The sequence below is a fragment of the Microcoleus sp. S36b_A4 genome (assembly GCF_036700645.1).
Lineage (GTDB): Bacteria > Cyanobacteriota > Cyanobacteriia > Cyanobacteriales > Microcoleaceae > Microcoleus.
The window spans coordinates 53,364-61,813 of the sequence record NZ_JAUBPI010000039.1 but is presented as its reverse complement, the minus strand read 5'-3'; the positions used below and the strand labels follow the sequence as shown (position 1 = coordinate 61,813).

7 protein-coding genes are annotated in these 8,450 nt (G+C 44.2%); 2 read left to right on the top strand and 5 right to left on the bottom strand.

What is annotated here, in order from left to right; translation table 11 throughout:
• Positions 1–2,756 (bottom strand): DUF4347 domain-containing protein (locus QUA03_RS14755; protein ID WP_333213037.1); only part of this gene is annotated, 2,756 nt, incomplete at its 3' end.
• A gap of 365 nt (positions 2,757–3,121) precedes the next feature.
• On the opposite strand from QUA03_RS14755, the gene QUA03_RS14750 reads away from it, so the two are divergent.
• The gene (locus QUA03_RS14750; protein ID WP_333213039.1) at positions 3,122–4,186 is read left to right on the top strand and encodes a TIGR03032 family protein; all 1,065 of its coding nucleotides are present in this window, start codon (positions 3,122–3,124) and stop codon (positions 4,184–4,186) included.
• Between the two features lie 97 nt (positions 4,187–4,283).
• On the opposite strand, the gene QUA03_RS14745 is transcribed toward QUA03_RS14750, so the two are convergent.
• Positions 4,284–4,922, bottom strand: coding sequence for a pentapeptide repeat-containing protein (locus tag QUA03_RS14745; RefSeq protein WP_333213036.1), 639 nt, complete (start codon positions 4,920–4,922; stop codon positions 4,284–4,286).
• 96 nt (positions 4,923–5,018) lie between these two features.
• On the opposite strand from QUA03_RS14745, the gene QUA03_RS14740 reads away from it, so the two are divergent.
• Positions 5,019–5,540, top strand: coding sequence for a phosphatase domain-containing putative toxin (locus tag QUA03_RS14740; RefSeq protein WP_333213035.1), 522 nt, complete (start codon positions 5,019–5,021; stop codon positions 5,538–5,540).
• A 21-nt stretch (positions 5,541–5,561) separates the two neighbouring features.
• Here the strand turns inward: QUA03_RS14740 and QUA03_RS14735 are convergent, their stop codons facing one another.
• The 3 genes from QUA03_RS14735 to QUA03_RS14725 all read right to left on the bottom strand — a co-directional run bounded on the left by QUA03_RS14735 (position 5,562) and on the right by QUA03_RS14725 (position 8,407).
• The gene (locus QUA03_RS14735; protein ID WP_333213034.1) at positions 5,562–6,632 is read right to left on the bottom strand and encodes an IS630 family transposase; all 1,071 of its coding nucleotides are present in this window, start codon (positions 6,630–6,632) and stop codon (positions 5,562–5,564) included.
• A 337-nt stretch (positions 6,633–6,969) separates the two neighbouring features.
• On the bottom strand, positions 6,970–7,842 hold the full coding sequence (blaOXA, locus tag QUA03_RS14730; protein ID WP_333213033.1) for a class D beta-lactamase: 873 nt from the start codon (positions 7,840–7,842) through the stop codon (positions 6,970–6,972).
• Between the two features lie 151 nt (positions 7,843–7,993).
• Positions 7,994–8,407: an MAPEG family protein gene (locus QUA03_RS14725; RefSeq protein WP_333213032.1), complete on the bottom strand. Its 414-nt coding sequence runs from the start codon at positions 8,405–8,407 to the stop codon at positions 7,994–7,996.
• Between the last annotated feature and the right edge of the window lie 43 nt (positions 8,408–8,450).

Below are 8,450 nucleotides of genomic sequence, written 5' to 3'. Positions count from 1 at the left end.
AATCCGCTAACAGTGCCGTTACCAACTGTCACGTCAGTGTCAGTAAATCCTGTGACGTTTTCGCTGAATGTTGCTGTGACTATAAATGGTGCGTTTGTGTTTGCGGGTGATGCAGATGTGAGGGCTACTGTGGGTGCGGTAATATCGGCAGTGCGAGTTAGTTGAGTGGCTGCGGTGTTGTTGTTACCAACGGTATCTGTGGCTGTAGCTGCTGGGATATCTACGGTGACAGCGCCAGTTGCAGTTGGTGTAACTGTGAAATTATAAGTTGTGCCACTACCTGTAAATCCGCTAACAGTGCCGTTACCAACTGTCACGTCAGTGTCAGTAAATCCTGTGACGTTTTCGCTGAATGTTGCTGTCACATCAAATGGTGCGTTTGTGGTGGTTGGTGATGTTGATGTGAGGGCTACTGTGGGGGCTGTAATATCGGCAGTACGAGTCAGTTGCGTGGCTGCGGTATTGTTATTACCAACGGTATCAATCGCTGTAGCTGCGGGAATATCAACTGTGACATTGCCAGTGGCTGTTGGTGTAACTGTGAAAGTATAAGTTGTGCCGCTACCTGTGAAGTTGCTAATCGTACTGTTAGTCAGAGTCACATCGCTGGCGATAAATCCTGTGACGTTTTCGCTGAATGTTGCTGTGACTAAAAATGGTGCGTTTGTGGTTGTGGGGGATGCGGATGTTAAGGCTACTGTGGGGGCTGTAATATCGGCGGTACGAGTTAATTGAGCCGCAGCGGTATTGTTGTTACCAGCGGTATCTGTGGCTGTAGCTGCTGGGACGTTAACTGTGACAGGGCCATCAGCAGTAGGCGTAACGGTGAAAGTATAAGTTGTGCCGCTACCTGTGAAACCGCTAATTGTACTGTTAGTCAGATTCACGTCGCTGGCTATAAATCCTGTGACGCTTTCGCTGAATGTTGCTGTTACTAAAAATGGTGCGTTTGTGGTGGTTGGTGATGCGGATGTTAAGGCTACTGTTGGTACAACGGTGTCTACAACTATGGCTTTATTGTTAGCTAAAGACTGCCCCGCAGGAATAGTTAATGTTGCATTATTGCTGGCAGCATCTCTTAAGGTTGCACCAGTTGCTAAAGTTATGGTTGTTGAGTTGAGATCGGTGCTATTTTGTCCGGTGGCTGGAGTGTAGGTGCCGACAGCAGATGTGCCGGTGAAAGGTGCAATAGTTACAGTGCCGCCTGTGTCTAAGGCGACTGTCATGTTACCGCCTGCTAAAGTAACTGCTTCGCTGAAGTTGACGGTGACGTTGATGTTGCTAGTTGTCCCGTAAAGGCCGTTGGCGGTGGTAGAGGTGACGCTGGTGATGGTGGGTGCAACGGTATCAATTACTATGGCTTTGCTACCGCCGAGGGAGTTGGCTGTGGCTAGGGCAGGGAGGGTTAAGAAAGCATCAAAAGCGGTGGCAACAGTCTCTTTAATGGTGCCGCCGTTGAGGGTGAGGGCACTTGTGGAGAGGTATTCTAAGTCAGCAGAATTGTCTCCGGGTTGCACTACATAGTTAAAGGTGAGAGTTGTACCGCCACTACCAGAGACGTAGTTGGCAAATTGGTCAGTTGTGCCTGTTTCTACTTGCAGTCGGGGTGTGCCGGTGACGTTGACAGCGGCATCGAAGGTGACAGTGATGGCGATGGTAGAACCGACACCGTAGCTGGCGTTGGGGGTGGTGGCGGTGACAGCAGTAACTTTGGCGGTGGTGTTGAGCAGGATGGAGGCACTGTTGCTGTTGGAGTTCGCCACAGCTAAGTCTGGTTTCCCGTCGCCGTTGAAGTCGCCGATGCTGACGGATCTGGGGACACTGCCAGTAGGGAAGGGGACTTGGGGGGAGAAGGTGGGGGTGGCGGCTCCGGTGGCGGTGGTGTTGAGCAGGATGGAGGCACTGTTGCTGTTTATGTTCGCCACAGCTAAGTCTGGTTTCCCGTCGCCGTTGAAGTCGCCGATGCTGACGGAGTAGGGGACACTGCCAGTAGGGAAGGGGACTTGGGGGGAGAAAGTGGGGGTGGCGGCTCCGGTGGCGGTGGTGTTGAGCAGGATGGAGGCGTTGCCACTGCCGTTCGCCGTTGCTAAGTCTGGTTTCCCGTCGCCGTTGAAGTCGCCGATGCTGACGGAGAAAGGGTTAGGACCAGTAGTGAAGGGAACTTGGGGGGCGAAGCCTAGTACGCCGCTGTAGGTTGTGAGGGTGGTTTCGGTGAGAATTAGTTTGGGCGCTTGGGCGGATGGGGGGATGTGTTGGGGGATATCCCAGGTGCCGCCTTTTTTGTTGTTACCTGTGGTATTGGGATTGGCGGCGATGTTTGCGCCTGTGAGTTGGTGCAGTTGAGTGAGGAATTTGTGGCCTCTGTCTCCGGCGGCTATGTTACATCCATATAATATGATGCTGGCGTTGGCGCTGAGGGCGTGTCGCCACTGTTGCAACTGTTGGGTGTGGTTTTCTATGTTGCTGCTGTTTAGTTCTGTTGTGCCTAAGTACAGGCTGCCAGGGCTGCCGTGGGTGATGATGTGGAGGGAAGTAATGCCTGTATGCTGAGCTAGGATTGTGGTGATTTGCTCTACGGCATCCGGCTGGCTTTCGAGGATGTAGGTGGCAGTGCCCGGTTTGATACCAGAGGCTATGTGGTGGCTGTCGGGTATTGTGGGGTCAAGGATGACTATGGATGTTGGCTTGTTGCTAGTGCAATCAACTAAGGGAAATATTTTTTTGGCGGAACGGTTAATCTCAGCTAGAGTTTTCATATATTTGGGCTTCGGTTAGAATGCCTGATTGTTGAACTGCAAAGGTTCTGTAGCTCGATTTGAGTTTTTATATGCTGTATTTCTACCTTTTGGCAGATGACACCTTGGATTCTTGATTACCAAGACCTTAGCAAGGTTTGAGCGCCATTCCCCAGATTTAGCTTTTCGTTTACTAAATCTTTATATTTAGTTGGAAATTTTATGTAAATTAGACAATGTGAGTTCGTGGTGGGGTTGAAACGGGAGCATCTCACTTTTGATAAATAACCTAACCCCTGCCCTAAGAGGGGAGAGATTATATCTGAATTGTATGTGGATACGATGCGTTATATTTTGGATATATTAAAGATATGCCTTCAGATTCTATGAATAACGATGCCGCAGTTTCCCCTACAGTCCACGAACACGAGATTTTTGGCGATCACGATTTTCCATCTTGGTTAACCCAACAACAAATCAGCCTCGCTTGCACTACTTATCAAACCAGTAGATTAATGTTAATCGGTGCTGTGCCAGAAACCAACAGAATCTCGGCTTTTTGGCGAATATTCGATCGCGCAATGGGGCTTTTCTGCACGCCGGAACGCCTTTATTTAAGTTCAAAATATCAACTTTGGCAATTAGATAATGTCTTAGAATCCGGGAAATTATACCAAGGATACGATAAATTATATATACCAAGAATCGGCTATACTACAGGTGATATCGACATTCACGATATCGCTGTCGATAAAAATAATCAAATCATTTTTATTAGCACTTTGTTTAATTGTATTGCTACTTTGAGCGATCGCCACAGTTGCAAACCTCTCTGGAAACCAGGTTTTATCTCACAATATATAAATGAAGACCGCTGTCACCTCAACGGTTTGGCAATGGTAGCTGGGGAGGCGAAATATGTCACAGCGTCGAGTCAGTCGGATGTCGTGGATGGCTGGCGCGATCGCAGAAAAAATGGCGGTATAGTTATTGATATTGAATCTAACGATATTATCGTTACGGGATTGTCAATGCCACACTCACCGCGCTGGTATCAAGATAAATTGTGGCTGCTGAATTCGGGGAGAGGGGAATTGGGATATGTGGATTTAGAAACAGGGAAATTTGAGGCGATTGCGTTTTGTCCCGGATATGTGCGAGGACTAGCATTTTCGCAAAATTGGGCAATTGTTGGACTCTCGAAACCGAGGGGAGGTGACAACACTTTTAGCGGTTTAGAATTGGATGAGTTGTTGGCAGCCAAGGATGCTGAGGCTCGCTGTGGTATGATGGCGATCGATTTGACTACTGGGGCGATCGTTCACTGGTTGCGGTTTGAAGGAATTGTCACAGAACTCTATGATGTGCAAGTGATTCCCCAAGTGCAAAAGCCGATGGCGTTGGGTTTTCAAACGGATGAAATTGCTCAGTTAATTACTTTGGAACTTTAACCGCAGATGGTGGCGGATGTACGCGGATTAACGCAGATAAATGTTGACAGGATGTACGCAGAAGGTGTGAGAGAAAGTATTTAAGCGGGATTTGGTATCACTCAAAAATCGCCCCATCTAAGCTTGTTTTTCTTAAGTCTGTTCTCGCTAAATTTGCACCTCTTAAATCAGCACCTGTTAAACAAACATTGCTTAAATCTGCATAACTCAAATCTGCACCTCTGAGATTAGCATCCGATAAATTTGCTCCTGATAAATTCGCCCTCACAAGTTGCGATTTACTCAAATTGCTGCCACTCAAATTTGCTGCTGGCATCTGTGCTGCCATTAAGTTGGCTTTGCTTAAATTAGTGCCCCTGAAGTTAGCTAAATTCAATTTAGCATAACTCAAATCAATATTTTCCAAGCAGAGTTCGCTAAATTGCGCGCATCGCAAGTTAGCATTAATAAAAAACCTGTCTCCAATAGCATAACGGCGCACCAATTCGTCAACTTCCAGCCGAATTAAAACCGGTTCGCAAGTATTTTGGTAGCACCACGATGTCTCCAGCAAACTAGCGGCTGCTTCAATTGCTACCTTGTCGGATTTAGGGAGCACCAAACTATTGCACCCATCCCACTCACCGTTGAGCATGAATGCCATGTCAGAAGCTGCTGCAATTGAGTCGCATAGCAAAACGGTTTCTGGTTTGGGTTGCAGCCAGTTCATTAAACCGATCGAGCTCTTGTTTTTCATTGTTGATTCAGGATTTGTGCGTCTTTCTTAATTATAGGTAAAAATATTGAAAACAGTATGCACAAATTCGCTGCGGCTTCAGAGAAGGAATAGATTGTGTTTGGTGCAGCCAGACCAGGATACCGCGATGCAGAAATTGCTCGCTGGATTGAATTTATGCAGGGGCATAATATCAAGCAAGTTTGCTGCTTGCTGGCTCCGACCCAACTCATCCGCTACACTGATTTACTGGGAACATATAGGAAAATATTTGGGTGCGATCGAGTTTGCTGGGCGCCGATTGCAGACTTTGAATTGGTCGATCGCGATATTTTAATCGATCGCATATTGCCGTTCTTGGAATCTGCAAATAACAAAGGCGAACGGGTGGTAGTTCACTGTTCTGGGGGGATCGGACGTACAGGACAGGTTTTGGCTGCTTGGTTGGTCAGCGGGCGGGGATTGTCTAACAAACAGGCGATCGCAGCAGTAAAAAAAACTGGCAGAAATCCCTATGAAGCAGCGATCGCAGCTTGTTTGAAAGGTCGAAACCCCTGGCTAGTCGTTGAAGAACTTAATGCTCTCTTAGATGATTGTCGCCTTGCTGGAAGAAATGAAATATATAGCAATCCTAAATGATTTTCTCTATTTAGCTCAATCCTAAATTATTTTTTCTGTGTAAGTATATTGACGTATTTTGGGGAAATCAAATTTATGTTCGTTAGTGAAAAACTCAAACAAAAACTTGACAATTTTAAAAGATCTACATAAATACCAATACTTTCTTAAAAAGTTTTTAGCTTGTAGCCAAATATCTTCAACGGGATTCTGTTGGGGAGCATTGGGAGCAAATAAAATACAAGTAATTGACCAATTCTCAGGTTCTTTGTCACCATTTAGTTCTAATAAAAACTCTCTAAATTCTCCATATTTATGATAACTAGCTCCATCCCAAATCAAGATAATCTTGCGATTTTTATATTTATTTTGTAAGTATTTTATGAATTTAACTGTGGATTCTCCATCACCAGATGGATGGCTCTGAATATGGAATTTTTTGCTTTGATAATTGAGGGCGCCAAAATAAGTTTGTCTATCTTTTTCATTGGTAATTGGGACTTCAATTCTGATTTTTGATTGACCCCAAACATAACCAGTTAGATCACCATGAAGTAGATGACATTCATCTAAAAACAATACTATTATTTCTCCAGACTCTATACCAGCTTTGTTTTTAAATAAAATATCGTTAATCTCTTCCGTCTTTTTTTTTACCAGTTCTTTATCAAATTTAGGATTAGCTTTTTGAGTTTTTTTCCAACTTATTTTCGCCCGGTCGAAAAGTTCATAGTAACTCTGTTTTGATTTATACATCACACCAAACTCTTGAGCTAAATAAGTAACCAACTCATCTAAATTCCAATATTCTTTATTCTTTAACCACTCGATTACTTCAGTATTTTGTCGAGCTGTTAAATACCCTTTTGACCCTTTATGTCCTAGTTTGATTCCGGCGATACCTTTGGTTTTAAATTGTTTTTTCCAATAACCAATAAAAAATTTACTTACACCTAAAATCTTGCTGATTTCATGGTAGATATTACCTGACAGCGCCATCCTTACAGCTATTGCTCGTTTTAGTTCTCTTGCATCGAGATCGCTTTTAATGAAATCTTCTAATTGGGCTATTTCTTTTTCCATATCTTTTTCTTGCAGTTGTAAGTTATTCATTTTTTTATGGTCACAATCAAGTATTGCATATAATTGTATCATAGTCTTGATAATGATTTAGGATTGCTATAGCACGATAGCAACTATATATATAGCAATCCTAAATCATTTGTGAATTTCTTACTCCCTCCCCTTACTAAGGGGAGGGTTGGGGTGGGGTAAAAAGTTTACGACACCTGCAAGGATTGCTATATGGGCCAATTGCGTAAGCTCTAAAAGATTTAAAAGACTCCGCTTCCTACGATCGAACTCAGGCATCGAATAAATGGGTGTTTTGGCTGTCACCGTTAGCCGAGGCGCTGGCGTTTTTGCGAATATTAGAGAACAAATAACGCACTTACAGCAGCGCCAGATCCTTGAAGCAACGGCGCGTTAACTCGATTCTTGCAGGTGCGTCATTATTGTTGCGGATGTCAATGTTTGTAGCAAAAAAATAAACATTTTTATCCTTTTCTAAATAACCTACATACCAGCCAAGTTGAGGCTTTGTTTGTTCTCCAAAGCCTGCCCAGCCTGTTTTTGCCCTAATTGTGTAATCAGGAGTTTGTTCAACAATTATGATGTCTTTCACCAGGGACAGCGATCGCTCAGAAAAGGGTAAGTCGTTTTTGTAGAGACGGCGGAGAAATTGAATTTGCTCGTTGGGTGTGATTCGCAGTTCTCCTTCTAACCAGAATTTGTCAATATCGTCTTTGTTACCGATTTTTTGGTTGCCATAACCGACTTTAGCTACCCATTTTTGCATTTGCTCGTGCCCGACTCGGCGGGCGAGAACTTGGTAAAACCAAACGGCGGAAAGTTTCATGGCTTCTCTCATATTCAAGTCTCGATTCCATGCGGGAATTTGCCTTTGAATTCCATCCCAAGTTAGCACAGCAAGCTCATCTGAAACTACCCCGGTTTCTAAGGAAATCAGAGAGTTGAGAATCTTAAATGTAGATGCGGGTAAAAAAGCTGTGGCGTTACGCTGCGGGTTGTGTTGATAAAGCCGATCGCTATTCAAATCGTAAATTGCGATCGAGCCTTCAACTCCTAGCTCTTGAAAGTGCCGTCCAAAATTAATTGTCTGAGCAACATCTCCTCCGCGAGGCGGAGATTCTTGCACTTTAGGTGGTACGGTTAATGCTGATTGCGGTGGCTGAACTAAAACAAAAGTAATGCAGCCTAATACAATTAAAATAACAGCGATCGCACGATATATTCGGTTCATAAACTTCCATAAGTTAGCAAAATCACAGGCAATAATGTCACAGGGGCGATCGACTTGTAAGGTGCGTCAGACTTACGCTGTGTAAGAAACAATTAGGGTTAGCCCTTGACGCACCCTACTATATATAGCTGTCAATTGCGTAATTACTCAACTAAAAAACTGCCATAATAGTTAAGGCTACCAAACAGCTTAACTGAATTACTAAGCTGAATAACCGAAACTTTGGATCGAGGCCAGCGATGTGAATCACTGAATGTACAAGCCGAAATAGGATGTACACAACAATCAGCAAATCTACTGCTGTTCCTGAAACACCCCTAACGGTTAGAAGGAAAACAACTCCCAAATACAAAGGCAGGTTTTCTATCAAGTTGGATTGTACTCGAAATAGTCGCCAAAGCAAGCTGTCGTCGTTTTGTGTACCGAAATCTTTTACCGATCCGCCTGCAGATAGATGCCGAATCCTGACTGTTAGTAGCAGGATAACAACCGCGATCGTCCACAAAATGAAAATTGCTAAACCCCAGAGAGGGAAAGTCATATTTGTCTGTTCAATTTGCATCATCTTTCTACCTTGCGAAACTGCTGCTAACACTTTAGAAAAGTTA